The following is a 26,861-nucleotide window of genomic DNA, read 5'->3' as shown; positions in this document are numbered from 1 at the left end:
CGACGTTGAAGCGCATAGCGCAAAGAGCCATTATTGCTGCCTGTATTTTGATGTTCATTTTAGGGATTGTTCCTTCGCTGGCGCAGCCCCATGTGGCCGGGAAGTACAACCCGATTGCTTCCGCACAAACAGCTTCTGGGGAGTCAGTGGTTATTACTGATGTCAGCACAACTGGCGCCGCAGGGGAAAGCGTCGCTATGACCTTGTCGGCGTTAGCACCAACGAAAATAGGACGTGTGCAGGTGGCTGCAAATTCAGGTTTCGGTGTCGTCGATGCCCCGGTAGTGCAGAGTTTGACAATTGCTGGTGTTGCGTATCCTGTCGGCTGGGTGCAAACAGCGGCTGATCGGCTGACGATTGAAGCAGCTGCCGAGATCAACCTAGAGTCAGGCGCGGAAATCGTTATTCAGTGGACTAAAGGAGAAGAAGTTCTTCCGCCTGCAGAATCTTTCCGAGCAGTGATGGAACAAGCGCCGCGGCTTGATACTGAAGCCTTGCCTAACGGTAATGAAACACCAGCGAATTCTGACGTGGCTGACGGTGTGGATCTGCGATCGCGTGCAGCAATATCCGAACCCAACGCGTTGGACCGAGCTGCTGTGGCCCAGGGCGACCCCTTTTCACGTTCTCAGTATAACGAGATCCCAATACTTGATAAGCGGCATAAGCATAATACGTGCAAAAAATCGGGAAACACCTTGAAAGTTAAGAGGTGGTGGGAACCCGGAACCCAGGAAGCTGTAGACCTCGTTGAGGTTAAACTGCCGGACCGAGCAAATGTTGACCTTTATGCGTCTCCGGTAGAGCTTTATTTTGGGTCTGACGCGAAATGGGGATGGGGGCGAATTAAGCTGCAGAAGGAAGTGGATTATTCAGTCTGGCGCCATGGAAATTCCGTCTATTTTGAGTTAACTCGTACCCATATGCGTGCGCCAAGCACACAAAAATCCTACGACGTAGAAGTTGAGTTGCCTTATTCCGGTGGCCCACGGCGACTAGACTGTAGCATTCAGCTCTACGGAAAGCAGTCGTCCTTACCCGAAGATCCAGCACAGTTTAATCCGACGAGCCCCAAGAATTTTGATCGTTTGGATTACTCGCATGCTAAAGATACCTGTACAAAATCGGGAGAAATGGTCACTGCTACTTCCAAATGGGGAAATGACTTAGAAATATTGCGTCAAGGCGGTGTTGATGTGGTTGAGGTGAAATTACGTGGGGCGCAACATCTTGCTAGTCGCGTGAAAATTACCGATTCGAAGATGCAATTGCGCTTTGGATCCGACGCTGGTGGCTGGAAAACGCTAAACAAAGACAGCGACTATTCGGTATCTGTCAGCGGCAGCAGCGTGTATTTCACACTGAAGAAGATACAAAAACATGCCAACCGAACTGACTATCATGTTCAGGCGCAGATCCCATTATTAGGATCGTTTGAGGGTTGTAACGTAGAGCTATGGAGACAAGGGCCGGAATGGTTCGATCGAACAACACCGGACCTTGATCTCAGAGCTGCGGAAACCCCACGCGAAGCCTTGCAATGGCTTCCACCATCCGCGAAAAATCCGGCTTTGCCACAGCGTTGTGGGGTAGACGTTGCTCTTGTTTTTGATACGTCTGACTCCTTACTCCAGCACCAGCAAGGGCCGAAGGCCAGCCGTGCCGCAGGTCTTAGCATTATTAATGCGTTGGAGGGCACTGGTAGCCACATGGCTATATACAATTTTGCTTCACCAGCTAGGCGAGTGAACGATATTCATGCAGACAAACAAAGCTTGAATGATGAAGAAGGTGTGAAAAAACTCCGTGCAGCTGTGGATGGGTTTAATACGACTTTTAAGCGAAGCGAACACGGTGGAACAAATTATCAAGCAGGATTAAAGCAAGTACCTAAAGGCGAGTTCGACGTCGTTTATTTCATCACCGATGGACTCCCCACCACTAATAATACTGATTACCCCGGGCAGGGTTTCGACAACGGAAACCATATCAATAAGAGTGATCTTTCATTAGCTGTGGAAGCAGCAAATGAGCTTAAGGCGAATGGCGCACGCATTGAAACCGTCATGGTGGGTGTCCCCTCGATCACAGAACATATTCTAAATGATGGGTTCTTTAACCTGAACCGCGTTGGCGGGAAACCCGAGAAATGGGAAAAATATGATGACTACGGCTATCCGAGTTATGTCGATCCGCAAAAAGGCGCGAACAACGATATCCCTTCCGATTCTGTGCGCGAGATGATCGAGATCGGAGGCCAGATCATGATGGCGGATAAGCCCGAATTTGATAGACGGCATTTCGAGATCACTAACCGCCCGGATATTTGGCGCGCCGGCATCCGTAAGACAGAAAGCATTGCCGCGGATATTTCCAGCCCCGACGCCGTCACGTTGGTTGATAAGTTCAGCAAACTGGAAGACAGCTTGAGAGAGCTCGTACTGAAGAATTGTTTTGGTTCGATTAACGTCACTAAGTTGATCAGAGGCGAGAACAATAAGGTCTCTCCAGGTCACGATTGGACATTTGAGACCTCAACAGAAGACGGCAAGAACAGTATCGTCAACGGAGCAGACGGTAAAGGACGAGAGAGCCGGGTAATCGACAAAACTAACGAACATGGTAATTACGGTCGGAAACTCGACCAGAAGAATCAAAAAGCTCAAACAGCCCAGCGGGTAAAGGTCGTGGAACAGCAGCAACCAGGTTTTATGTTGCAGCCTTACGCAGAGAACAAAAACGCCACGTGTACCGCTACGGTTTTTGATGGCAGAAACAACAAGTGGAAATCTCAAAGTGTCGAGATTGAGAACGTCGATGACGCGGCGAAGCCAGGTTTTACAGTTGCCGTGCCAGCTAGCGCTATCGTGAATTGTAGCGTCGTCAATGCCCGAGTATCAAAGCTCTCGTTGACTGTGAAGAAAGTCAGTTTTGGAGATGACCCGAAGCCGTTGGATGGTTCTAAGTTTGAGCTGTACAAAGTTGCCGGATCTGAGCGCTCACTGGTTAGCAAACTGGAGGGCGAGAACATGGATATTAGGGACCTTGAATTAGGGAACCGATATGAACTCGTCGAAACCCAGGCTCCAAAAGGCTACCAACTGTTAGCTCGACCGATCACTTTCGACCTAGTCAGAACTGCAACTGGTGTGCAGCAAGTGCAGCTAATAGGCGGAGCTGCGCAGTATCCGGAAGTGACCGTCTCCCAAGGAACTGAGCGTAATCAACTGATCATGCAGGTTGCGAATACCTCTAAGCCTGAACTGCCTCGGACCGGAGGACCCGGGCTTATCGGCCTGCTGACGATTGGGGCTGCGGTGCTACTAGTTGGCATCACGCTTACGCCGCGTGCAAAGGCATAAGACAGCAATTATTTTAAGCTGAGCCAGAGACAACAGGGCCCTGTACTATCGATCCACTGATCGACAGTACAGGGCCCTTGCACATTGTAATTGTGGGTTGGTGTTATGGATGTTCTGGAGCCTAGCGAATACGCGAGGGAAATTAGCAGACGATAACAGACGACTAGCACTAAGGTGCCGTTGAATTAACTGGGTGACGTGCCCCTACTCAGCTCGTTACTCCAGTAAACGTTTCCACCAATTTTCCTTTCCATTAGCTCGACGAATTTTTACCGATGACCATGAGATCGTCCCGGTGAGAATTACGCGCGGAGCATTCGGGTTCGGGTCGGTGTGGTCAATATCGAATGTTGAAGCAATATTGTTCGTCATACGGTTTTCGAATGCGACTCCTGCGGGAGCGAGAATGTGTATCGTCGCCATTCTGCCCGTAATGTTGAACTCTGTAATTAGGGAGTCTGCACGCGCCTGGCGGAGATCAATACGGAGAGTGCCTGCATTGACAACAAACTCTTGGCGCTCAGGAACCCGCCAATTCCCGTTTAGATCTATCGTGCCCAGAGTCGTCTTCAGTGGCACTGGAGAAGACAACTTGCCAGTATTAGGCCTAACAGCAGCGCTAGCATGCTGATGCGGCTGTGCAACCTGCCCCAGATAATCCCGCCGGATGAAGTCAAAATCTGCCAACGACTCTGATGACCACACGATGCCCATCAAATAATCGAATTGTTTGATGTTGATGCGCCCTGTGCCCACCGCACGGGTGAGTTCATCTTGCAGTTGTTGGCGCTGCTGCGGCGATGGGCTCGACATTATTCTCACCAATCCAATTCGTGAAGCTATCTGGGCAAAATACGTTGCTTTATATTACGGGGTGCAACGGCGTTTCATGGGCAGGGACAAGACAGACTCTCGTCATAGTCCCGCGCGGGTGGGGCAGTCAGGTTTGTCCCCGCGGGTGGGGCAGTCAGGTTTGTCCCCGCGGGTTGGGCAGTCAGGTTTAGCTCTTGGCACCTTGGCCGGAGATGTACCCGGAGATGTACATAGTAAAACCCCGGAAAGAGGACTCTACGCGGTGAATGACGCGAAAGCCTCCAGCCGGGGCACAGCTGCTGGCCTGGTTAGCTAGGCCAGCCGGGCCAACCTAACCAGTTACAGCTTAGGCCTTGGTCGGATCATCCAAGTGGAACTTCTTGGCTGCCTTCTCGGCAACTTCTTCGTCCACGGTGCCTTCCTTGGCCAGGTTCAACAGAGTAGCGACGACGATGGACTCGGCGTCGATGTTGAAGTAGCGGCGTGCAGCCTCGCGAGTATCGGAGAAGCCGAAGCCGTCTGCACCCAGTGCGGTGTAGGTGCCCGGCACGTATGGGCGCAGCTTCTTCTGCAGGTCGGTGCCGAAGTCGGAAACACCAACGAATGGGCCGTCGAAGCCTTCCAACTGCTTGGTCACGAATGGCTTTTCTGGGTTGATCTTGCCCTGCTGCAGCGCTTCTTTGTTGCGTGCGGCAGCTTCGCGGGCCAGCTCGATCCAGGAGGTCACGGAGAATACCGACGCCTTGACGTCGAATTCTTCGGCCAGGATCTTCTGTGCGCGCAGGGCTTCGACCATGCCCACACCAGAGGCCAAGATGTTGGCTGGGATGGAGCCGGATTCGGCCGTGTTGTAGTGGTAGATGCCGCGGTGTAGGCCTTCCACGTCCAGATTTTCTGGCTCGGCTGGCTGATCCATTGGCTCGTTGTACACGGTGAGGTAGTAGATGACGTCCTCGCCGCCTTCTGGGCCGTACATGCGGTCGATGCCGCGGTGCACCAGGTGCGCGATTTCGTAGGCAAAGGCTGGATCGTAGGTAACCACAGCTGGGTTGGTGGCGGCCAACATTGGCGAGTGGCCGTCCATGTGCTGCAGGCCTTCACCGGTCAGAGTGGTGCGGCCTGCGGTGGCGCCCACCAGGAAGCCGCGGGCCATTTGGTCGCCAGCTGCCCAGATACCGTCGCCGGTGCGCTGGAAGCCGAACATCGAGTAGAAGATGTACAGCGGAATCATCGGCTCGCCGTGGGTGGCGTACGAGGTGCCAGCGGCGGTGAATGATGCCACCGAGCCGGCCTCGTTGATGCCTTCGTGCAGCATCTGGCCGTCTTTGGCTTCGGTGTAGGACAGCATCAGGTTGTGGTCCACTGGCACGTAGTTCTGGCCGTGTGGGTTGTAGATCTTCAGCGTTGGGAACCAGGAGTCCATACCGAAGGTGCGGGCCTCATCCGGGATGATCGGAACCACGCGTTTGCCCAGTTCTTTATCGCGCATGAGTTCTTTGAAGGTACGTACCAGCGCCATGGTGGTGGCAACCTGGTTCTTGCCGGAACCCTTGCGCACGCTGCGCAGTTTGTCCAGCGGTGGTACCTCGATTGGCGAATACTTCGTGCGACGCTCCGGCAGGTAGCCACCGAGTTCTTTCCGACGCTCCAGCATGTACTTGATCTCGTCGGAGTCTTTGCCCGGGTGGTAGTACGGTGGCAGGGCTGGATCCTTCTCCAGCTGCTCGTCGGTGAACGGGATGCCTTGCTTGTCGCGGAACTGCTTCAGATCGTCCAGGCCGATCTTCTTCATCTGGTGGGTCGCGTTGCGGCCCTCGAAGTTGTGGCCCAGGCCGTAGCCCTTGATGGTCAGGGCCAGGATGGCGGTTGGGCGGCCGTCCTTCTTCTCGGTGGCGCGCTTGTATGCGGCGTAGATCTTGCGGTAGTCGTGGCCGCCGCGGCGCAGGGCCCAGATCTCGTCGTCGCTCATGTCTTCAACCAGCTTGGCGGTGCGCTCGTCGCGGCCGAAGAAGTGCTCACGCACGTAGGCGCCGTCGTTGGCCTTGAAAGTCTGGTAGTCGCCGTCGGCGGTGCTGTTCATGATGTTGACCAGCGCGCCGTCTTTGTCGGCGGCGAACAGTTTGTCCCATTCGCGTCCCCAAACAATCTTGATCACGTCCCAGCCGGAGCCCAGGAAGAAGGACTCGAGCTCTTGGATGATCTGCGAGTTACCGCGCACTGGGCCGTCGAGGCGCTGCAGGTTGCAGTTGACGATAAACGTCAAGTTGTCCAGGCCGTTCAGGGCAGCGAAGTGCACCAGGCCGCGGGATTCGGCTTCGTCCATCTCGCCGTCACCTAGGAAGGCCCAGACGTGCTGGTCTGAGGTGTCTTTGATGCCGCGGTTTTCCAGGTATTTGTTAAAGCGTGCCTGGTAGATGGCGTTCATTGGGCCCAGGCCCATGGATACGGTAGGGAATTCCCAGAACCAGTCCATGCCCTTCGGGTGTGGGTAGGAAGGCAGGCCGTTGTTTGGGCCACGGGAGACTTCCTGGCGGAAACCGTCGAGGTCTTCTTCATCCAACCGACCTTCCAGGAAGGCGCGCGCGTACATGCCTGGCGAGGCATGGCCTTGGAAGAAAACCTGGTCGCCACCGGATGGGTGGTCTTTGCCTTTGAAGAAGTGGTTGTAGCCCACCTCATAGAGTGGGGCAGCGCCAGCATAGGTGGAAATGTGCCCACCGACGCCAATACCCTCGCGCTGCGCACGGTGCACCATCACGGCGGCGTTCCAGCGCATCCAACGACGGTAGCGCTTCTCAATCTCCTCGTCGCCCGGGAATTCTGGTTCCTGGTCGGTGGGGATGGTGTTGACGAAGTCCGTAGAAGTCAGCGACGGCAGCGGTACGCGTTTAGCCGAGGCACGCTCCAGCAGACGCAACATCAGGTAACGCGCGCGGTCAGAAGACGCGTTTTCTAGCAGCCCGTCGAGCGAGTCCATCCATTCCCGGGTCTCTTCCGGGTCTTGGTCGTTCAGGTAGGAGGCAACGCCGTCCCGGATGAGTGGGTGGTTGGATTCGTCGCTGCCGAAATCCTGCGCGGGGTTTTTGCTGTTTGCAGAATTATCAGAGTGATCTGCCATGTGGTTCTCCTTGCACAGATATCTTGACCAGTTGTTTACCAGTACGGCGCGCGGGCGCCACCAATACTGGGGTATGCCCTGGAGGGGGTTACCAGCCAAGTTTTGGTCGATACACCGTTCCAGTCCGCGTTACGAGAGCACGCGGGTGTTATATACATGCTACCTGGCGCCACCGATGGTTGAATAACGCTAAGTAATTATGGCGCAATATCCACGCGTATCTCACATTTTTGGTGTTAATCGTTGTAGGGTGTGGCTTGAAGCGGTCTTCAGGCTGTAGCCGGGAAGATCGGGGAAACCCAGACAACCGAGAAATCTCAGGAAGGATTAACACAGTGGTAGACACTCCGGGTGGCGAGGAGCGCACCCAGGACCTTGCACAGCGCCTTGGCATCGAAAAGGGCATGGTGGTGCAGGAAGTTGGTTGGGACGAAGATTGCGACAGCAGCATTTCCGAGGCCATTGAGGACGTAATCGGTGAGGAGCTGTTGGATGCAGATACTGACGAGCTTTGCGACGTCGTCTTGCTGTGGTGGCGGGAAGACGACGGGGATCTTGTCGACGGTTTGGTGGACTCGATCACTCCGCTTGCCGACGGCGGCTGTATCTGGTTGCTGACCCCTGGTGCGCAGAAACCGGGCACTGTGGAACCTGGTGTGATCTCTGAATCTGCTCAACTGGCTGGAATGGTGCAGACTAAGGCTGACCGCTTTGGTGATTGGCAGGCTTCGTGCTTGGTGGGCCGCGGCTATACCAAGTCCAAAGGTGCTGCAGTATAACGTTCTATAACCCCATAAAATGATGCTTAACCTGGCGATTTGCCAAAGTTTATGATGATCATGTTATGGTATACCAGTACCTCGCACAGAGGGATGCGGCTTTAGCTCAGCTGGAAGAGCAACTGGTTTACACCCAGTAGGTCGGGGGTTCGATCCCCTCAGGCCGCACAACTGTGAAGTCTCGAGACATCGTTCCTATTTCGGTGTCTCGAGATTTTCTTCGTTTTGGGGGTTCGTTTTCTAGATTTCACCGAGTTGGTTGCGGTGGTATTTTTTGGTTTTGTGGGATATGCGACAAAAAGTGTGTCTGGGGTTGCTACCCCGTGTCGGGGTTGGGTTAAGTAGCAAAAATGTGTCTGATCGGCGTGTCGCCAATTCCCTAGATCTGGCCTTTCCGGATACCGATTGAGTGTGTGTATTCAACATCGATACCCTGGTCGTAGAGGGCTGGTCGTCCTGTTTGCTGGTCGGCTTCGTTCTCGTTGTGGGGCGTGGTGTTGACTTTGGCGAGTGCATCGCGCCCCCAGTTTTGTTGTTTGGCTATTTCGATAGGTGGTGTGGGGTTTTCGGTGTGCAGGTAGAGCCACCATTCGAGCATTCGTCGTTGTCGCTCGCCTGATCTGCCGCGGTGGAGCCTGGTCAGTAGTTTCAGTTGCGCGTTGATCCCGCCTTCTAGGCTGTTGGTAGTTGATGCCCATTGGTAGTCGTTGGTTGTTGGTGTTTGTGGTGGCTGGAGAAAGCTAAATAGCCATTGTTGCTGGTAGAGATGTTTCAGGCTGTTGTAGGCCTTGCGCACGGATAGATGTGTGTATTCGCGCTTGCCGGTTGTGATGCTGAGTGTTTTTTCATCCATCCATGTGCGGTAGACGGTGTCGAATTGTTGCAGGTGGGCGGTCCATTGTGCGGCTTGGTCAATTGTGGTTATGCGTGTGAGGTCGAGGGCTAGTTTGTAGAGTGTTTTGCCGGCATCGGTGCGTGGTCGGGAGGTGAGATGTCTGCGCACGACGCGTTGGGCATGGACTAGGCATCGTTGGATGCGGGTTGTTGGCCAGGTTTGTTTGATGGCGTAATAGGCACCGCGGCCACCATCGAGGACCACCATGACAGGTGCTTGTAGGGGTTCGAGAAGTTGCTGGTAGGCCGCGGTTGTTTCGTGGTGTGCCCATACCCAATTGACAACGTGGTTGCGTGTGGCAGCGATAAGAAGGCATCCGGCGCCGGTGTAGGTTCCATCGATAAAGATTTGGTCGTAGATGCGGGCTGTGTCGATGTCGTGGGGGATATCGATGAACCAGAAGGTGTTGAAGCGTCGTTCCAGGCTGCGTCGGCTTATGTTGTGGTCAGCAGCGGTTTCGGTTATTGAGGCGTTGCCGCAGATGCAGCTAATGAAGGTGTTGAAGTCTGCGGATAGTTGGCGGTCTGGACGTGTTTTTGTTGTGGATGCCCCGCAGGTTGGTGAGGTGCAACGCCATCGGGTTGTGCCTTTGGTTGTTGTGCCGTTTTTCTTCATTGTCCCAGTGCATACGGGGCAGCGTGGTCTGTTTTTCTTCATGCGTTAAGGCAACACGCATGCTTAGCACAGATTCTGCATTGGATCGTGGATTGAGCGTATTCGGGGCGTTTATATCGTTGTGGGGATTATAAATGCGTTGTTTTTATGTCTTTATCTGCGTCAATCCCGCCGATACGGACACACTTTTTGTCGTATAACCCTCGCTAGCAGCATTGGCTTGATCATGACGGTGGCATGTGCACACCAACACCTGCGTACAACGCCATGTTCGAAACCGCAACGCGCTAGCAGCAGCGCACAAGATGAGGCAAGACGAGGTAAGGCGAACAACGTGGCAAAGTTTTTGTACCGGCTGGGATTATTCTCGTTTCGCCATAGCTGGAGAGTGATCATCGCCTGGGTCGTGATCCTGGCGGCCTCCGTCGGCGCGGCATTGAGCCTGTCGGGTTCGTTCACCGGCGATTTCGAAATCGACGATACCCCGACGATCGACACCACCAAGCGCGTCGTCGAGCTGTTCCCAGAAGACGGAAACCCGGCCGCCGCGGCCACGGTGAACTTGGTATTCCAAGCCCCGGAGGGCGAAAAGCTCAGCGATCCGGACAATACCGCCGCGATTGACGACGTCATCGCCAGCCTGGAAGAAAACCTGGTCATCGAGAACGAGCTGCGTTTCGGCAACCCGGTCACGCTCTCCCCGGAGCTGGTGGAAACCGTCGAGCGCATGGGCGTCGAACAGGGCCTGCCGGAGGAAACCGCCCGCCTGGACGCGGAACACCTGCGCTTGCTTAACGACGATGAAACCATCGGCTGGACCACCTTCAAATTTGATGCACCGAACGCCTATGAGGTGCAGCCGGAACAGTACGACGCCGTCTACCAGGCCATGGATATTGGCCGCGACGCGGGCTTGACGGTGGAAGCTTCTGGTGAGGGATTCGGTGACCCGATCGAGATCGAGTTGTCCAACGAGTGGATCGGTTTGTCCATCGCGTTCTTGGTGTTGGTGGTGACCTTTGGTTCGTTGATTGCGGCGATTCTGCCGATTATCACCGCGATTGTGGCTGTGGGCATTGGTGCTTTGTGGGTCATCACGGCCACCGGTTTTGTTGAGCTGAACGATATGACTCCGGTGTTGGCGCTCATGGTTGGCCTGGCTGTCGGCATTGACTATGCGCTGTTTGTGATGTCGCGCTACCGCAGCGAGCAGCAGCGCCTGCCGAATGACAAGGCCATCGCCCTGGCTTGTGGCACTGCGGGTTCGTCGGTGGTTTTCGCGGGGTTGACCAACTTCATCGCGTTGGCCATGTTGTGGGTTGCGCAGATCGAGTTTCTTACCGCGATGGGCTTGGCCGCGGCAGCGACCGTCGCGCTGGCTACCGTTGTCCCGTTGACCCTGCTGCCAGCTATTTTGGGTTTGCTTGGCGATCGCGCCTTTGGCTTCGCACTTCCTGGCATTGCTGGCCGCCCGCGTCGCAATGGCAAGAAAAAGCAGGGCCCGACGATGGGCCGACGCTGGGTGGGGTTTGTGCAGCGTTTCCCGGCGCTGTTGTTGCTGCTGGTTGTGCTTGGTTTGGGTGCGGCTGCTACTCCGTTGACGCGCTTGGAGCTCGCGTTGCCGAACGACACCACTGGTAACCCGGAAACCACGCAGCGCAAGGCCGCGGATTTGAAGGCGGAGGGGTTTGGTCCGGGCACGAATGGTCCGTTGTTGGCGCTTGTCGACGCGCACACGGTCAACGAGGATGCTGTCGCGCTGCAGTCGCTGATCGAGTTGCAGGGGGACGAAACTGCCGCTGAAGGGACCGCCGCCGAAGAAACCGCTTCTGACGAGCCTGCCACCGAAAGCGCAGCCCGAGAAACCGAAGCTCCGCTCACCCGCGAGGATAAAGCCGCCCGCGCGAGCTACCTGTACACCGTCAATCAGATCAATACTTTGGCCACTGTCGACCATGCTCAATTGGTTGCGCTTGCCGACGACGGCCGTGCCGCCCAAATCTTGGTCACCCCGAAAACTGGCCCGGCTGATCCCGCCACCGTCGATTTGGTGGAAAACCTCAACCGCATCAACGCGGAGGTGGAACGCGCCACGGGTGTTAGCGTCGGCCTGACGGGCTTGACCGCGGTGCAGGTGGATATCACCGAGCGCCTGGCTCAGGTTATGCCGGTGTATCTGGCGGTAGTCGTCGGCGTGGCTGTGCTCTTGTTGATCATGGTTTTCCGGTCCCTGTTGGTGCCGCTGGTCGCTGGGGCCGGGTTCCTGCTTTCGGTGGGCGCGGCTTTCGGCGTCACGGTGCTGTTTTGGCAGGAAGGCCTGGGCGGATTCGTCGACGCTCCGGGGCCGTTGATCTCGTTTATGCCGATCTTCCTTATTGGCCTGACTTTCGGGCTGGCCATGGATTATCAGATCTTTTTGGTCACCCGCATGCGGGAGGCGTTCGCCGCGACGCACGGGGATGGTCTGCAGAAATTCGCCCGCCACGACCCGGATGCGCGCGATTACAACCAGATCGACTATTCCACCATCGCTGGGTTTAGCCAGGGCGCGCGCGTCGTCACGGCCGCAGCTGTCATTATGATCGCGGTGTTCGTTGGTTTCATTGGCCAGCCGTTGCCGTTTATCAGTATTTTCGGTTTTGCGTTGGGCGTGGCGGTGCTTTTCGACGCCTTCTTCATCCGCATGACGTTTGTGCCCGCCGCGATGTTCTTGATGGGCCGCGGCAACTGGTGGTGGCCACGCTGGCTGGACAAGGTGACCCCGCACCTGGATGTGGAAGGCACCAGCCTGGAAGATGACGATGAGGTGGCGGCGCTGGATCGGGAAGAGCAGCAGAGTGAGCATGCGATGCGCAACGAGCAACCCAGCAAGCATCGCACAATAAATTAAACACGGCACGATAAATTAAGCGCAGCACGGCAAATTAGCCACCGGAGGTCGCATTAGCCGCAGCACGATAAACTAGCGGCTATGACCGATCTGAGTTTCACCGTTAACACCCACCTGGATCTGCCGGGAATGCAGGGCCGCACGGGCACGATCACCACCCCGCATGGCCCGATTAATACCCCGGCGTTTATCCCGGTAGCCACAAAAGCGACGGTGAAAACGCTGAGCCCGGAGCAGATTCGACTTACCGGTGCGCAGGCGATCTTGTCCAACGCGTATCACCTGTACCTGCAGCCGGGCCATGACATTGTCGACGAGGCCGGCGGCGTCGCCAAGTTTGAAAGCTGGCATGGGCCCACCTACACCGATTCCGGTGGGTTCCAGGTGATGAGCCTGGGCGTGGGGCATAAAAAGACCATCAAGATGGACTACGAGCAGGAGATGGCCGAGTACACCCCGCGGAAGGTGAACAAGGATTCGTTGGCGATTGTCGACGAGGACGGCGTGAATTTCCGCAGCGTGTTGGACGGTTCGCGGCACCGGTTTACTCCGGAGAAGTCGCTGCAGATCCAGCACGGTTTGGGTGCGGATATCATGTTTGCGTTCGACGAGTTGACCACGCTGGTGGATACCCGCGCTTACCAGGAAGAATCCGTGGCGCGCACGCACCGCTGGGCGGAGCGCTGCCTGGTAGAACACGACCGGTTGACACGGGAGCGTGCGCACCGGCCGAAGCAGTCGCTGTGGGGCGTGATCCAGGGGGCGCAGCATGAGGATCTGCGCAGGCAGGCCACCCGGGGGCTGGTGTCGTTATCACAGGAGGCCGAGGCCGCTGGGCGGCGTGGTTTCGGTGGTTATGGCATTGGTGGCGCGTTGGATAAGGGTATGCTGGGCACGATCGTCGGTTGGGTGTGCGAGGAGCTTCCCGACGATAAACCCCGCCACTTGCTGGGTATTTCCGAGCCGGACGACGTGTTTTGGGCGATTGAAAACGGCGCGGATACCTTCGATTGCGTCTCGCCGACGCGCCTGGGCCGCCGCGGTGGCGTCTACACGTTGGATGGTCGGATGAACCTGAAGAACAAGCGCTTTGAACGGGACTTTTCCGGTGTCGACGAGGAGTTCGGCGGTTATGTTTCACAGAATTACTCGCGCGCGTACATCCGGCACTTGCTCAAGGCGAAGGAATTTCTGGCCGGTACGTTGTGCACGATCCACAACCTGGAATTCATGATTCGCCTGGTTGATAACATCCGGAAATCGATCGACGGCGGTTATTACCGCGAGTACCGCGATGAGTTCCTGGGCCGGTACTATGCACACACCAAATAGCGCTGCTGGGGCGGGTGCTGCTGCTGGTGCTACCGCTAACGCGGCTGGCACCGGGGGTGTCGGCCGCTACGCGCCGTCGCCGACTGGGGACCTGCATTTTGGCAACCTGCGCACCGCGGTGGCGGCGTGGTTGTTTGCGCGTGCCGACGGGCTGGGCTTTGTGGTGCGCGTCGATGATTTAGATTCGCAGCGGTGCCGGGAACACTTCGTCGACAGCCAGTTGGCGGACCTGCAGGCGATTGGCCTGGACTGGGATGATCGCGGTGCAGAGTTGCGACAGTCGGATCGGGAGGCGGCTTATGCCGCGGCCGTCGACAAGCTGGCAGGCCGGGGGTTGGTGTATGAGTGTTATTGCTCGCGCAAGGATATCCAGCAGGCGGCGTCGGCGCCGCACCAGCTTCCGGGCGAGTACCCGGGTACGTGCCGGGATTTGAGCGAGGCGCAGCGCGTGAAGAAACGCGAGGAACTTGCTGGGCAAGGCCGGGTTCCGGCGTTGCGGTTGCGTGCGGGGCACAGTGAGTTCAGCATCACCGACCGGTTGCACGGCGAATACACCGGTCGGGTGGATGATTTTATTGTGCGTCGTGGTGGCAATGCGGCGCAGGCGCGTGATTACGCCTATAACCTGGCGGTTGTGGTCGATGATGCGCACCAACAGGTCACGCAGGTGGTGCGAGGGAATGATTTGTTGTCGTCTGCGCCGCGGCAGGCGTATCTGGCGCAGCTGTTGGGGCTGGACGCACCCGAGTATGTGCACGTCGGGTTGGTGGTTAACGCCGATGGGCAGCGGTTGGCGAAGCGCGATGGCCCGATCACCCTCCGCACGATGTCGGCGCGGCAGGTGGCCGAAGAGATTTTCGCGTCCATTGGTTGTGCTGGTGCGACGTCGTTGCACGAAGCTCTCGAGAGTTTCTGCCCGGAAGCGCTTGCCGACGACTACGTGTGGGCGGCAGGCTAGCAGCGCTAGCACGTCAGCGCTCCAGCACGACTGTGCCGCTCACCGGGCGTTATTTACCCAATTGCGCCGCGTAGACCTTCGCGAGCGTCGCCAAGCTGGCATATAGGGTGTCGTCGTCGCGGTCGATCAGCCACAACTGCGCGGTGCCGAACAGCGCGCCGAGGATATTTTCAGCCAACATATCCGCTGGCTGCGCCCAGGTTTTCCCGGTGGCGGTGGAAAGGTAGTCCAGGATGCTGCCGATCAGTTCGCGATAGCTGGCGTTGGACTCTTGCATGATGACCCGCAGCTGTTCGTCCCGGGCACACATCAGCGCGAGTTCTTGCTGCGCGGCTTCCTCCCACGGATCGCCGATTAAGTTATCGGCGTAGCTGGCAAAAGCGGCGTGCAGAATGCCTTCCGCGGAAATGGTCTGCTCTGTTTGAGCCGGGGCTGCGGCTGAACCGGTGGCCTGCTCTGCCGGGCTTCCCGCATGTTCCGGGGTGTTGGCTTCCGGGGCGGCGAAGCGTCGAAAAGCGGCCGTGGAGCGGTCAATATCGTCCCGGACGACGGCACGGATCAGCTCGTCTTTCGAATGGAAGGCGTAGTGCACCGAGCCATGCGGCACCCCGGCTTCCTTAGCGACGGCGCGCGTCGTCAAGCCGAATGCCCCATCGCGGGCCATGACGGTGTGTGCGACGGCGGTGAGTTCGCGGCGGCGTTGCTCGGCGGGGATGCGCTTGCGGGACTGCTGGGAGCCAGAACCGGATTTTGTGCTGCTCATCGCGGTGAAATCTCCTGCGGGTGGTGGACGGATTCCTCGATGCGGCGGGAATATTCGCGGATGCCCCACCAGCCGGCGGCAGCCGCGCCCAGGGCGATGAGTGCGCCAGCGCCAGTGGCGACATTCATGCCGGTCAGGTAGGCATCGTTGGCGGCGTCGATGAGCTGGCGTGCCTGGTCGGCGGGCAGGCTAGCAGCGATTTCGTGTGCCCCGCCGAGGGTATCGCGGGCACTGACGGCCTGTGCGCCTTCCAACCCATGCTCGTCGGCATGCAGGTTCCGCGCATATACTCCCAGGCCCAGGGTTCCGAGCAGCGCGGTGCCCATCGCGCCACCGAATTCGTAGCCGGTCTCGGAAATCGCCGAGGCCGCCGAGGCACGTGCCGGGGGAGCGGTGCTGAGCACCACCTCGTTGGTCAGGGTTTCCGAGAAGCCAATGCCGAAACCAACCGCGGCTGCCGCAGTTACGACCAGCAGCATCGTCGATCCGGTGTCCAAGAATGACGCCAGCCCGAAACCAAACGCGGTGATCACAGAACCAATGGTGATGACCTTCCGGATGGAGACCCGCTTGGCGACGGACGGTGAAACGAAGGTTCCGGTCATCGTCGCCACGGCCAGCGGCAGCATCCACAGGCCCGCGCTCATGGAGCTATGGCCTTTGACCAGCATGAGGTACTGCGGATAGAAGAACGTGAGCCCCAGTAGTGCGAGGGTGGCCAGCATGTTGACGGTGATCGCGGCGGCGAATCCGGGGCGCGCGAAAAGCTCCAGGTCGATCATCGGGTTGGGGATACGACGCTGGCGGCGGATGAATAGCGCGATGAAAGTGATGCCCGCGACTAACGCGACGACGCTAGCCACCGATGGTTGCTTGATCAGGGTTTTCAGCGCGTAGACGACCGGGAGTAGACCGGCGATGGACAGCGCGGCCGAAGGATAGTCGAATTTCTGCGGGTTCGGGTCGCGCGATTCTGGTAGCAGGTACCACGCGGCGGGGAGGAATAGCGCCATGACCGGGGCGTTAATCAGGAATACTGAGCCCCACCAGAAATGTTCCAGTAGCAGACCGCCGAGCACCGGGCCAAGCGCGCCACCGCCACCGAAGGCGGCTGCCCATACGGCGATGGCTAGGCGTCGTTCGTGCGCGTCGTCGAAGATGGTGCGGATTAACCCCAGTGTCGACGGCATGAGGGTGGCCGCGGAGGCACCCAGGGCGGCGCGGGCGAGAATCAGTAGCTCCGGGTTGGGTGCGAATGCCGTCGCCAAGGAGGCCAAACCGAATGCGGGGGCGCCGATCATGAGCATGCGTTTGCGGCCGAAGCGGTCGCCGAGCGAGCCTGCCAGAATGAGCAGGCCTGCCAGCAGGAAGCTGTAAATATCGATGATCCACAGCATTTGTGCGGAGGTGGGGCCGAGCCCGGCGCTGATAGCGGGTACGGCGATGCTGATGACACTCATGTCGATACTGAGCAGCAGCACGGGACCGACGAGTGTCGCTAGCGCGAACCAACGTGCCGCGGGGGATTGCATCGCTGTCATGGGTTTTCAGCACCGCCTTGTGGGTTGAGTTGTGGGTTGAGATATGTGTTGAGGTTTTACTTGAGATGCAGGCTGCGATCTGCAGTGCGAACGCGACTTAGTTGGCCGGGTGGCCAAGTCGACTCCCGCTAGTCTGCCATAAACTTGGCCGTCTGGCCAATAGTGGGGCGTGAATATGTAACGTGATTTATGCGACAGCCTGCCTTATAGTTGCTTAGCAGTTGTCTCGGAATTTGTTGAGAAATGCTGGGAACGGCAAAAACAGCAAAGAGAACACACCCCAGAATTGAAGAACAGTTACAAGGAGAGCGGCGATGGCGGACAATGATGCCGAAGGTGCGGGCACGAAAGCCAAACGCATCCTGCGGGAGGTGACGTACCCGCACAATATTCACCCCGCGATGGTGCCGGGAGTGTCCGTGGAGGATCAAAGGATTCGCTACCGCGTCGACAAGCCCATGCTCACCGTAGTTGGTGGCTTGGTTGTGGCGTTCATCCTGTGGGGCGTGCTGGCTCCGGGGCAGGTTTTCGACGTGTCATCCACGGCGCTGGATTGGATCATGACCAACCTGGGCTGGGTGTTCACCATGATTGCTGTGGTGCTGTTCTTCATTTTGCTGGTGCTCGCGTTCTCCAAATACGGCCGCATCCCGCTGGGGTTGGACGATGAGAAGCCGGAGTATTCCACACTGTCCTGGGCAGCGATGCTGTTTGCGGCTGGTATTGGCATCGGAATTATTTTCTTCGGGCCGTATGAGCCGCTCAGTCACTATTTATCCCCACGGCCGGGCGCGTATGAGGCCGCCAGCGAAGAAGCAATCAAGGGTGCAATGGTGCAGTCGACGCTGCACTGGGGCGCGAGTGCCTGGGCGATTTATGGAATCGTCGGCTTGTGCGTCGCCTATGTTTCTTTCCGACGCGGCCGCGTACCGCTGATGAGCTCGATCATGCTGCCGCTGCTGGGCAATAGGTCGACGGATTCGCTGCCAGCGCGCATTATTGATGGTTTGGCGATCATTGCCACGCTGTTCGGTACCGCCGCCACATTGGGTATTGGATCTTTGCAGATCGCCAGCGGTTTTGAGGTGGTTTCTGGCTGGTCGACGGCGGGCAATACGGCTGCACTGATCATCATCATGGTGCTGACTATTGCGACGATTGCCTCGGCGGTCTCCGGCGTGGCTAAAGGCATCCGGGTGTTGTCGAATATCAACTTGGTGCTCTCGATCGGCATCGCGGTGTTTTTCTTTGTCGTTGGCCCGACCGCGTTTTTGATGAACGCATTGCCAGCGGTGATGATCGAGTATTTCGCATCGTTCGGCGATGCGATGTCCGCGCACATGGGCGAGGGCGAAGAGATGCAGGCGTTCTTGTCTGCGTGGACCACGTTCTACTGGGCGTGGTGGATTTCCTGGGCGCCATTCGTCGGGGTGTTCGTCGCCAAGATTTCGCGTGGGCGCACCATCCGCCAGTTTGTGCTGGGTGTGCTGTTTATTCCGTCGACCATCATCATGACGGCGTTTGCTGTGCTGGGTGGTACGACGATTTGGCTGCAAAACCGGGATCATTCGATCGCGCCTGATGGCACGGCAGATACGATGCCGGCCCCAGAAGAGATTTTCTTTGTGGTGCTAGACCAGTTGCCGGGCGCGCACATTATTGCGCCGATCATCATCGTGGTGCTGATTATTTTCTTCGTGACGACGGCAGATTCGGCGTCGTTGGTGAACTCGCAGCTATCACAAAAAGGTAACCCTAACCCGAACCCGTGGATTACGACGTTCTGGGTTTTATGTATGGCTGGTATCGCCGTGGTGATTTTGCTTTCGGGCGGACAGGACGCGCTACGCGGTATGCAGAACCTGGTGGTGGTTACGGCGTTGCCGTTCGCGTTCATTTTGATTTTGATGTCAGTGGCATTGTTTAAAGAGCTGCGGAATGACCCATTTACCGTGCGCCGGATTTATGGTGACCGTTTGGTGGCGAATTCGGTAAAACAAGGCGTGTCGAAATACGGCGACAACTTTGCGTTGGCGATTGAGGAATGCCCACCGGATAGCGATTATTCTGCTGGTGGTAACTGGGATTCGCATGCCGCCGAGAATGTTGGTTGGTACACGCGCACCGACGAGCAGGGCCGCGCCATTGAGTACGACTACGAGACTGGCGAGTACCTGGAAGACGTAGAGCCGTACGAAGCGACTGAACGTGCTGCACGTGGGATAGCCGAGCAGGTTGCGGTGGACGACGGGGATGTCGCTGACGATGTTGGTGGCGCTAACGAGACTGTTGACACTGACGACGCTGGTGACACTGACGACGTGAAGTCTGGAAACTCTAGCGGGTCTTAACGCCCATAGTGGTATCTGCAGGAAGCAATGCGAAGTTCATCGCCGAAAATTTTATAAACTAGCCGGTGCTCATCTGTGATTCTCCGCGACCAATAGCCTAGAAATCCCGTTGAGTGCCTTCGCCATTTTCGAGCTGTTCAATTGAGGCTAGTATTCGGCGAGCATTAGCCGGGCTTTTGAGTAGGTATGCGGTTTCCTTTAATGATTCATAATCCTCAAGCGAAACAACTACTACCGGCTCGTGTCCTGCGCGTGTAATGATGACTTCTTCACGATCATCAGTCACGGTATCAAGCATCTCAGCAAAGTGTGCTCGTGAATCGGAATAAGACATGGCTTTCATAGGCGCCTCACACTCTCATTTATCGGTGCAGAAAATTTTACGCTGGTGCTTTTATGGTGGCAATCTTTGTGCTCCTACAATGAAGCAGGTGACTGAATCGCCGCACCTGCACCACGAACCGCCCGAAGCGAAAACGACACGTGCCCCGCAGCAAAAATCAACGATGACCCTGCCACCAGCCGGGCCCGCATGGGCTGCTGCGGTGATGGGAAGTGCCTCGCTCGCGCAGGTCGTCGAAATTTACTGGGGTGCTAGCGTCGCCGGGCATGCCGGCGCGGTGATTTGGTACGTCCTTGCCACGGCGATGCTGGTGTGGGTCATTGCGGGGTTTGTACGGCACCGCAACCCGCAGTTTGTGCCCGAACACCTCCCCGCATGGGCGATGACGGCGATGGGGATCCTTGCGCTGTCGATGGCGTCGTCTGTGGTGCTCGGCTGGTGGTGGTTACACACCGCCTACTGGGCAATTGGCACGGTGCTGGCTTTCGTGGTTTCGATTCGTTACCTGCCCCACCTAGTGCATTTGCCCAGGGTTGAGTATTCTTCGGTGAATTTCACCTGGTCATTGCCGTTGCTCGCACCGGTGGTGAACGCGGCGTCGGCGGGAATGCTCGCCCGGCACATCACCGATGCCGGCGGTAGCGGCACACTATCGTTTCTTGTGCATGCTATCGGCGTAGTCGGTTTGTTGCTGGTGTTGGTGACAGCTGTGCCGTTGTTGGTGGCGATTTATAGTGGGTTGGGGCGGAAGAGACTAAAAATACCGTTGAATTTCACCACTATTTATTGGATCCCGCTCGGGTTGGTCGGTCAGGCTACGGCCGCCGCGCAGTTGTTGGGGCGCAGCGAACCGTGGGGCAGTATTGCCTACGGTTTTGGCGTGGTCACCATGGTGATCGGCATTCCCGTAGTGATTATTGCGGTCTCGAAACACTGGCCACAAGTATTCCGCAATTCCATGGCGTATAACCCGACCTGGTGGTCTTGCGTGTTCCCGTTGGGAACTGTGGTCTCGGGCCTTAACCAAATGAATAACGCTAGCCGGCAAGTCGTGTGGATTGGCATCGGTAATGTGCTGTTGTTGTTACTCATTGCGCACTGGTGCTGGGCGTTTTTCGGTGGTGTGTGGCATGTTCAGCAGCGGCGCGGTTAGTTCGATCTGCCCGGGCCGGTGGGCTAATTACTTTTGCTCTGCTTGCAACCGTCGCAGAGCAACCCGCCGCAGACCAACCCATCCCAGCCCCAACACGACCAGCATCACGAACCCGCCGGAAGCCACCGCCGCTGCGCTATAAAAATTCACAAACGCTGAGGCCACAGCCAATACTCCGATCGACCCGATGCTCCCGACGACGCCGACCAGCGAGGTCACCGCGCCGATGCGTTCCACTGACGACGCCCGCCGCACCCCGAAGGCGGAATAGTTGGCAAAAACGATCAGTAAAAACGCCAGAGCTCCGTAAAACACCAGGTATACCCAGCCGTCGACAAGATACGACAACCACGCCAACCCCGGGAACGCCACCACGCCGGAAACCACGAGTGCGCGCCGCCGGAACAGCACCTCCGGGCGAATAAAAGAGGCCACAAACGACATCCCAATAAACAGCAGATATAGAAACAGCAGGTGCGACTCCGCGAACCCCTTTTCCAAACCGACGGCCTGCCACAATTGAAAATGCAACTGTAAAAACGCCTGCGCAACCACCGCGAGCAGCAAAAACTGCCGCAACGCCGACGAATTCCGCATCTCCTCCACGGTCGCACGCGCGTGTGATCTAAGCTCCTGCCACAGCCTGAGCGCACCGCCAATCCGTGCAGCATCATGCTTGTCGACGCTCGCTGCCGCTTCATTTCCGCCGACGCTTGTTGCGGCTTTACTCCCGCCGACTTTTGCCACCTTGTGCTGCTCCGGGATCCGGAAGAACAACGCGATCGTGGCGACGGAAATCACCGTGGCTCCAAGGGAAATGAAATAAACATTCGCGCCCACCGACAAATACAGCAGCGCGCCGATGGTGCTGCCGATCATCATGCCGAGGTACGCACTTTGCCCTTCCTTGCGCACCAACCAGGAAATGCGTGATTCAACATGATCCGGCACACCCACCGTGCCTGCTGGGCCCTGCCGGTTTTTCGCATTGTTGATCAGCGCGGCATCCAGGGTGCCGGATTCTAAGGCCGTCGCCAAGCCATAAATGATCCAGGCCAGCAGCATCAACGGAAAGCCGTGCCCGAAAATCACCATCAGGAAGAATATGCAGAACACGAGGCGGGAAATAAAATACAGCGTGCGGCGGCTGATCATGTCTGCGATGGAGCCCGAGGGGAATTCGAAAAGCAATACCGCGACGCTAAAACCGGCCTGGACTAGCAGGATCTGCGACAGGCTTAATCCCTTGTCCAGCAGCAGCGGCGTCAAAATCGCGTGCGGAACCGTCAGCGCGAGGTTCATGAGCAACTCGGCGGCAAAAAATGGTGTGGCGACGTCGGCAAGAACGCGCAGCTGCTCCCCAGACTGCATGCGCCCTTGCTGGTTGGTTTTCGGTCGCGCCACGGTGGTCCTTATTGTTGAGTTTTGCGTATCTTGATCATCTGATTGACAAGACAATAGCACTGTGACGGGGGGACACAATAGTTGATAAAGATTAGGCCGCGACGTTGCTGTGATGTAGATCGCGTTTAAAATGGGGTAGGTGACTACAACGCCGCACTTGCACCATGAACCGCCCGCGCCACGGCCGAAACGCGCTGCACTGAGCCTGCCGCCCGCTGGCCCCGGGTGGGCGGCGTCTGTGATGGGTACGGCGGCTCTCGCACTGGGCGTCGAAGCCTACTGGGGAGCTAGCGCCATCGGTCACGCAGCTGCTGTGGCCTGGTATTTCGTTGCGACGGTCATGCTGGCTTGGGTGATTGTCGGATTTGTTCGACACCATAACCCACCGTTTGTGGCAGAACACCTCCCGGCCTGGGCGATGACCGCCATGGGGGTGCTTTCGCTGTCGATGGCTACCTCGGCGGTTCTTGGCTGGTGGAGGTTGCACACCGTCTACTGGATTTTCGGTACTGTGCTCGCTTTCGTGGTGACTGTCCGTTACCTGGTTTATTTGCCGAGTGCACAGTATTCGGCGGCCAACTTCACCTGGGCGTTACCGCTGCTTGCGCCTGCGGTGGCCGGAGCCCCGGCGGGAACACTTTCCCAGCACCTCACCGATACCGGTGGTAACGGCACGCTATCGTTTCTTGTGCATGCCATTGGCGTGGTGGGGCTGTTGATGCCGCTGATTACAGCGGTTCCGGTGCTGGTAGCGGTGTATATTGGCCTGGCCCGACAGAAATTAAAAATGCCGCTGAACTTCACCACCATTTATTGGATTCCCCTGGGTGTGATTGGCCAGACCACAGCCGGGGCGCAGTTGCTGGGGCGCAGCGCACCCTGGGATCATTTTGCTTACGTATCCGGTGTGGGGATCATGGTGATCGGAATACCGATACTGCTCATCGCGGCCTCGAAACACTGGCCGCAAGTATTCCACAATTCCATGGCATATAACCCCACCTGGTGGTCCTGCGTATTTCCGGTTGGAACGGTGGTCTCGGGCTTGAATCAACTCACCAACGCCAGCGGCCATAACGCGTGGATGATCGTCGGCACCCCAATGCTGCTATTGCTTATTGCGCACTGGTGCTGGGCGTTTTTCGGTGGTGTGCTGTATGTGCAGCAGCGGCGGGCTAGGCAACGACAACCGTCATAAAAGGTTTAGTCGCCGTAAGTAATTCCTAACCCCTACTTCACATCGCGCTTCTGGTTGGCGAGAAAGCCCAGCCCACACAGCACGACCAGCCAGCCAACCAACACTGCGGCGCCAGCCCAGCCGGTGTGGATGTAGTCGTAGAAAGCAAAACCGGTGGTCAACGAGCCAAAGGTGGTGTTAGGCAGCAGTTGGGCGACTGGGCGTAGGAATTCGTAGATCATCGCGGCAGAGCCCAGCAGTTGCTCAACGATCAGCATCCAGACGATCGGTAGCCCGACCGCCGCGATCTGCGAACGCACTAGCGCGGCCAAACCAACCGCAGCCACGGCATACAACGGGTAACCAATGAGCACAGCCCACAGGATGCTGGTGGCTTCACTGGAATCTAGGTGCAAACCAAAAACTGGCGCGACCACGAGCGATATCCCGATAGAAACCGCGAGCAACACCAGCACAAACACCCCGGTGACCAGCATTTTTGCCGCTAACCAGTTCCAACGTTGCGGTTGGGTCAAAAATGCCTGCCCGTGCATGCCGTGCGCCAGATCGCGTGAGGTCGATGCCGCAGCATAGATAATCGCGAGCATCTGAAACAGGTCCCCGGCAATCAGCAGGTCATTCCAATAAAAATCCGTTGTGGAATCCGAGGCGAACAGCCCCATCAACACGACGGGTCCAGCAATCGAACCCACCAGCAGGATCGCGTAGACCCACGTGCTGCGCAGACTCGTTAGTTTTGCAATTTCTGAGCGGACTACATTCATGGTTTAAGCGCCTTTCCGGGTGGAATATTCTTGGGCATCGGCGGTAGCAGTCAAGAAACGCTGCTCCAGATTCTGCGATTCGGTGCGCAGACCAATAATTGGGATTTGGTGTTCGGCAGACAGCTTGCCGACGAGACGGCGGATTTCAATTTCCTCCGTATTTTCCGGAACCTCCAGCGCCAACACGCCAGCATCCCGCGTCGACACGTCCAACCCGGCTGATTGCAAACGCTGCGTGAGCTTGTCGACGTCGTCGCCACCAGCTTCCACCACCACTTTGGTGCCGCCGCGCAGGAATTCCTCCATGCTGTATTCGCCGATCATTTCACCGCGACCAATCACCACTAGGCGGTCGGCGGTCTGCTCCATCTCGGAAAGCAAGTGCGAGGAAACCAGCACCGCGCGGCCTTCGCTAGCGAGGTGGCGGATGGTGTGCCGCATCCAGCTCACCCCTTCTGGGTCCAGGCCGTTGACTGGCTCGTCGAGGATCAGGTGTTTCGGATCACCCAACAACGCGCCGGCCAAACCGAGGCGTTGTTTCATGCCCAGTGAGTATCCGCCGATCTTTTTGTTCGCGGCATCAGAAAGGCCCACGATTTCCAGGCATTCGTCGACACGGGCAGCAGAGATTCCCGCGCCGTAGGCCAGCACCCGCAAGTGCGCGCGCCCGCTGCGGCCCGGGTTAAACCAGGTGGCTTCCAGCAAAGCGCCGACCTGCGCGGGTTTGTTGCGCACCCGGGAAAATTCCGTGCCATCCACAAAGGCCTGCCCGCTGCTGGGCTTATCCAACCCGAGGATGCAGCGCATAGACGTCGACTTGCCGGAACCGTTGGGGCCCAAAAATCCCGTGACCGCCCCGTCGGGGACCTGGAACGTCAAATCTTTGATGGCGGTTTTCGCGCCATACTTTTTGGTTAGTTGTTTAACTGTGATCATGCCACCAGTATGGCAGCAGGCGACGGCGGTGTATATAGTGCTGCGGGTGGAAATTTGTGCCTCATACCGCAGTATGAGGTTGTGCTTTGTGGGGCAGTGCGGTGCGTGCGGCCCCGCCTCCCAGGGGGCAGCCTCCGGGGCGGCCCAGCCTAACCCAGCCCATGATGCACGGCATAGAGCACCGCTTGCACCCGGTCGCGCGAGTTGGTTTTCCGCAAAATATGCGTGACGTGCGTTTTCACCGTCGGCATGGAGACGAATAGCTCCTGCGAAATTTCTTGGTTCGACAGCCCGCGGGCCATCAACTGCAAGATTTCTGTCTCGCGCGGGGTAAGCGGTTCTGTTGCGGCGTTGTCGTTTGCAGAGTTGTCGCTGGAGCGGTGCTGCTTGTCGACGCCCACACTGGCCGCGCCCCCGGTGTTGCCAGAGCGCATGCTGCGCAACAGACGGGCGGTGGCTTTCGGAGAGATGATCGCTGTGGATTCATCCACGGTACGCACTGCCTGCAGCAGATCTTCCGGATCGCTGTCTTTGAGCAGGTATCCGCTGGCTCCGGCTTCGATTGCGCCGACAATATAATCGTCGTTTTCAAACGTCGTCAAGACGATGATTCGCGTATCGGGGTGAATTTTTAAAATTTCCCGGGTTGCGGTGATGCCATCGGTGTCCGGCATTTGAATATCCATCAACACCACGTCCACCGGATCATTCGCTGCCTGGTTAATAGCCACCGTGCCGTTGTCGGCTTGCCAGGCCACCGTGATGTCGTCCTGCGACTCCAGCACCATGGCAAAACCGGTGCGCACCAGCAGCTGATCGTCGGCAAGCCCGACTGTGATTGGGCGCGTCGTGTCCATGTTCATCCTTTGGCCGCTCATGTTGGAATCTCCACCGTGACGTTGAAACCGCCTTCATAATACTGCGAGTTGCCCCAGCGCGCGGTGCCACCATGGATGCGGGCGCGCTCACGCATGCCCTGCAAACCACGACCGGTAGAATCCCCGGCCTCATACACACCGGTTCCTGGAGCATTGTCGACGCTCACGCGTACCGACGAAGCCGCAGACCAGTCGACTTCCAGGCGCGCATCGGTGGGCCCGGCATGCTTCATGATGTTGGTCAGTGTCTCCTGCACGATGCGATACACCGTTAATCCACGGGCAGGGTCTAACTGCCGACGGGTGCCGGTTTCGTACCAGTCGATATGCACGCCGCCGCGCCGGGCCTCGTGCAACAACTCTTCGATGCGTTCCAGACCCGGCGACGAGGACGTCTCGCGGGTGTCGTCGTCACGCAAAACACTGAGCAACTGGCGCATTTGCGTCAATGCGTCCCGGCCGGTGTGCGAAATGGTGGTTAAAGCCTGCAGCGCGGCCTCGGGGTTATGGCGCGCAGCGTAGCGCCCGCCGTCGGCCTGCGCGATAACCGCGGTGAGCGAGTGGGCGACAATATCGTGCATCTCGCGGGCGATGCGGGTGCGCTCGGTGACTGCGGCGAGTTCCGCACGGGCGTGGAGTTCTTCTAAGCGCAGGCGTCGACGGCGGCTACGCAGCCCCAATTGCCAACACAGCGCGATGGAAAGGAGGGTGATGAAGATGAGTGCGGAATAGAAAACAAAAAACTGTTGCAGGCCAAGGGTGCTATCC

Annotated in this window: 19 protein-coding genes, 1 tRNA gene and 1 pseudogene; 9 read left to right on the top strand and 12 right to left on the bottom strand. The window is 57.6% G+C overall.

What is annotated here, in order from left to right; all coding sequences use genetic code 11:
- Positions 1-5 precede the first annotated feature (5 nt).
- On the top strand, positions 6-3,362 hold the full coding sequence (locus tag A5774_RS09300) for a vWA domain-containing protein (protein ID WP_064834543.1): 3,357 nt from the start codon (positions 6-8) through the stop codon (positions 3,360-3,362).
- 216 nt (positions 3,363-3,578) lie between these two features.
- Here the strand turns inward: A5774_RS09300 and A5774_RS09295 are convergent, their stop codons facing one another.
- Together A5774_RS09295 and aceE are read right to left on the bottom strand one after the other, a co-directional pair.
- Positions 3,579-4,175: a hypothetical protein gene (locus A5774_RS09295; RefSeq protein ID WP_064834541.1), complete on the bottom strand. Its 597-nt coding sequence runs from the start codon at positions 4,173-4,175 to the stop codon at positions 3,579-3,581.
- Positions 4,176-4,521: 346 nt separating this feature from the next.
- Positions 4,522-7,293, bottom strand: a complete 2,772-nt coding sequence (aceE, locus tag A5774_RS09290; protein WP_064834539.1) for a pyruvate dehydrogenase (acetyl-transferring), homodimeric type — start codon at positions 7,291-7,293, stop codon at positions 4,522-4,524.
- 335 nt (positions 7,294-7,628) lie between these two features.
- On the opposite strand from aceE, the gene A5774_RS09285 reads away from it, so the two are divergent.
- Positions 7,629-8,072 carry a DUF3052 domain-containing protein gene (locus A5774_RS09285; protein ID WP_021352393.1) on the top strand — a complete coding sequence of 148 codons (444 nt, stop codon included), beginning with the start codon at positions 7,629-7,631 and terminating at the stop codon, positions 8,070-8,072.
- 95 nt (positions 8,073-8,167) lie between these two features.
- Positions 8,168-8,240, top strand: a tRNA-Val gene (locus A5774_RS09280).
- A gap of 211 nt (positions 8,241-8,451) precedes the next feature.
- Here the strand turns inward: A5774_RS09280 and A5774_RS09275 are convergent.
- Positions 8,452-9,624 (bottom strand): IS1249 family transposase, encoded by a 1,173-nt coding sequence (locus tag A5774_RS09275; RefSeq protein WP_064834536.1) that lies wholly within the window; start codon positions 9,622-9,624, stop codon positions 8,452-8,454.
- Between the two features lie 292 nt (positions 9,625-9,916).
- Between A5774_RS09275 and A5774_RS09270 the strand changes: the two genes are divergently transcribed.
- The 3 genes from A5774_RS09270 (at position 9,917) to gluQRS (ending at position 14,762) form a co-directional block, all read left to right on the top strand.
- The gene (locus A5774_RS09270; RefSeq protein WP_064834534.1) at positions 9,917-12,472 is read left to right on the top strand and encodes an MMPL family transporter; all 2,556 of its coding nucleotides are present in this window, start codon (positions 9,917-9,919) and stop codon (positions 12,470-12,472) included.
- An 81-nt stretch (positions 12,473-12,553) separates the two neighbouring features.
- The gene (gene tgt / locus A5774_RS09265) at positions 12,554-13,804 is read left to right on the top strand and encodes a tRNA guanosine(34) transglycosylase Tgt (RefSeq protein ID WP_064834532.1); all 1,251 of its coding nucleotides are present in this window, start codon (positions 12,554-12,556) and stop codon (positions 13,802-13,804) included.
- A complete protein-coding gene (gluQRS, locus tag A5774_RS09260) occupies positions 13,788-14,762 on the top strand; it encodes a tRNA glutamyl-Q(34) synthetase GluQRS (protein WP_064834560.1) in 975 nt (324 codons plus the stop codon). The genes tgt and gluQRS overlap by 17 nt, the downstream gene beginning before the upstream one ends.
- A 49-nt stretch (positions 14,763-14,811) precedes the next feature.
- On the opposite strand, the gene A5774_RS09255 is transcribed toward gluQRS, so the two are convergent.
- Positions 14,812-15,525 carry a TetR/AcrR family transcriptional regulator gene (locus A5774_RS09255; RefSeq protein WP_064834529.1) on the bottom strand — a complete coding sequence of 238 codons (714 nt, stop codon included), beginning with the start codon at positions 15,523-15,525 and terminating at the stop codon, positions 14,812-14,814.
- Entirely contained in the window at positions 15,522-17,066 is a 1,545-nt protein-coding gene (locus A5774_RS09250; RefSeq protein WP_064834527.1) for an MFS transporter, read from the bottom strand. The genes A5774_RS09255 and A5774_RS09250 overlap by 4 nt, the downstream gene beginning before the upstream one ends.
- A 314-nt stretch (positions 17,067-17,380) precedes the next feature.
- On the opposite strand from A5774_RS09250, the gene A5774_RS09245 reads away from it, so the two are divergent.
- Complete coding sequence (locus A5774_RS09245) at positions 17,381-19,417, top strand: BCCT family transporter (RefSeq protein WP_064834525.1); 2,037 nt, start codon at positions 17,381-17,383, stop codon at positions 19,415-19,417.
- Here the strand turns inward: A5774_RS09245 and A5774_RS11020 are convergent.
- A pseudogene (locus A5774_RS11020) lies at positions 19,414-19,521 on the bottom strand (type II toxin-antitoxin system YoeB family toxin); the annotation flags it as partial. The gene A5774_RS09245 and the pseudogene A5774_RS11020 sit on opposite strands and share 4 nt — an antisense overlap.
- On the bottom strand, positions 19,515-19,760 hold the full coding sequence (locus A5774_RS09240; RefSeq protein ID WP_064834523.1) for a type II toxin-antitoxin system Phd/YefM family antitoxin: 246 nt from the start codon (positions 19,758-19,760) through the stop codon (positions 19,515-19,517). The pseudogene A5774_RS11020 and the gene A5774_RS09240, both read right to left, overlap by 7 nt.
- Before the next feature lie 79 nt (positions 19,761-19,839).
- On the opposite strand from A5774_RS09240, the gene A5774_RS09235 reads away from it, so the two are divergent.
- Entirely contained in the window at positions 19,840-20,913 is a 1,074-nt protein-coding gene (locus A5774_RS09235; RefSeq protein ID WP_082936196.1) for a hypothetical protein, read from the top strand.
- A gap of 27 nt (positions 20,914-20,940) precedes the next feature.
- On the opposite strand, the gene A5774_RS09230 is transcribed toward A5774_RS09235, so the two are convergent.
- The gene (locus tag A5774_RS09230; RefSeq protein WP_156519602.1) at positions 20,941-22,317 is read right to left on the bottom strand and encodes an MFS transporter; all 1,377 of its coding nucleotides are present in this window, start codon (positions 22,315-22,317) and stop codon (positions 20,941-20,943) included.
- A gap of 139 nt (positions 22,318-22,456) precedes the next feature.
- Between A5774_RS09230 and A5774_RS09225 the strand changes: the two genes are divergently transcribed.
- A complete protein-coding gene (locus A5774_RS09225) occupies positions 22,457-23,515 on the top strand; it encodes a hypothetical protein (protein ID WP_082936195.1) in 1,059 nt (352 codons plus the stop codon).
- A 32-nt stretch (positions 23,516-23,547) separates the two neighbouring features.
- Here A5774_RS09225 and A5774_RS09220 read toward each other — a convergent pair whose 3' ends face one another.
- The 4 genes from A5774_RS09220 to A5774_RS09205 form a co-directional block, all read right to left on the bottom strand.
- Complete coding sequence (locus A5774_RS09220) at positions 23,548-24,279, bottom strand: ABC transporter permease (RefSeq protein WP_049149534.1); 732 nt, start codon at positions 24,277-24,279, stop codon at positions 23,548-23,550.
- A 3-nt stretch (positions 24,280-24,282) separates the two neighbouring features.
- A complete protein-coding gene (locus A5774_RS09215; protein ID WP_064834516.1) occupies positions 24,283-25,215 on the bottom strand; it encodes an ABC transporter ATP-binding protein in 933 nt (310 codons plus the stop codon).
- A gap of 149 nt (positions 25,216-25,364) precedes the next feature.
- Positions 25,365-26,072, bottom strand: a complete 708-nt coding sequence (locus A5774_RS09210) for a response regulator transcription factor (RefSeq protein WP_064834514.1) — start codon at positions 26,070-26,072, stop codon at positions 25,365-25,367.
- A gap of 17 nt (positions 26,073-26,089) precedes the next feature.
- A partial coding sequence (locus tag A5774_RS09205) for a sensor histidine kinase (protein ID WP_197490279.1) occupies positions 26,090-26,861 on the bottom strand: 772 nt, incomplete at its 5' end.

Source organism: Corynebacterium sp. EPI-003-04-2554_SCH2473622, from assembly GCF_001665955.1.
Classification (GTDB): Bacteria; Actinomycetota; Actinomycetes; order Mycobacteriales; family Mycobacteriaceae; genus Corynebacterium; species Corynebacterium pseudodiphtheriticum.
This window is presented reverse-complemented; position numbering and strand designations above follow the sequence as displayed.